The organism is Oleiphilus sp. HI0123, assembly GCF_001635315.1.
Window position 1 is genome coordinate 1 of the sequence record NZ_LWGE01000501.1, and the last position, 1,142, is coordinate 1,142.

At 54.2% G+C, this 1,142-nt stretch carries 1 protein-coding gene; it reads left to right on the forward strand.

Going from position 1 to position 1,142, the window contains the following annotated elements; translation table 11 throughout:
• On the forward strand, positions 1-971 hold a 971-nt coding region (locus A3761_RS04770), incomplete at its 5' end, for a transposase (RefSeq protein ID WP_197472824.1).
• Between the last annotated feature and the right edge of the window lie 171 nt (positions 972-1,142).

Consider the following 1,142-nt stretch of genomic DNA (forward strand, 5'->3'; position numbering starts at 1 on the left):
ACCACATGCTATTTCTCGATGGCGTATACGCCGAAGATACCTATGGCCAACGGCGGTTCCATCGGGTCAAGGCACCCACTCAACATGAACTCAATGCGCTCGTTAACACCCTCAGCCACCGGGTCGCTCGCTGCCTGGAAAAACGCGGTCTGTTGGAGCGAGATGCCGAGAATACCTGGTTGACGCTGGACGAGGAAGGAGGAGATGTACTCACGCAAATGCACGGTTCCTCGGTGACTTACCGCATCGCCACCGGCCCCCAGCAAGGGAGTAAGGTCTTCACCCTGCAAACCTTCCCTCATTGCGAAAGTGAGAAGCCAGGCTATGGCCAAGCGGCTAAAGTGGCAGGTTTTTCACTCCACGCCGGTGTGATGGCCGAAGGACATCAGAGGGATAAACTCGAACGGCTCTGCCGCTACGTTAGCCGACCCGCTGTTTCAGAAAAGCGCCTGGCATTGACCTCCAATGGACACGTTCGGTATGAACTCAAAACCCCGTATCGCAATGGCACAACCCATGTGATCTTCGAACCCATGGACTTCATGGCCAAGCTGGCTGCACTGGTACCCAAGCCGCGCGTCAACCTCACCCGATTCCACGGAGTCTTCGCACCGAACAGCAAACACCGTGTTCAGGTCACACCGGCTAAACGCGGAAAAAAGCCTGACAAACTAGAAGCAGCCGATACTGACTGGCTCGATAAGACCCCTGAAGAGCGGCACCATGCCATGACATGGATGCAGCGACTTAAGCGAGTCTTCAATATTGATATTGAGGTTTGCGAGCACTGTGGAGGGCATGTCAAAGTGATTGCCAGCATTGAGGATCCGGACATAATCGAGCAGATTCTTAAACATCTCAAACAGAAGGCGGCCAAAGCCGATACTAACCATCACACCCAGCCGCCAGAGCGAGCCCCACCACTGACTCCCAGCCTGTTCGGCCCATCGCAGACTCGTTTATTTAATTGACGCTCCTAAGCTCTCAATCCATGTACTGTCAGCCTTTGCGGCAGGCCGGTGGGGCAACTGTCGGCTAAAGATCCATTCGCCAGGCACTTTTCGGTCAAATCGACCAAAATACGACCTTCTTTGGGCGCTGTGAAGCTAAATTCCGGGGCTTAGGCAATAAAAATGAGCAGC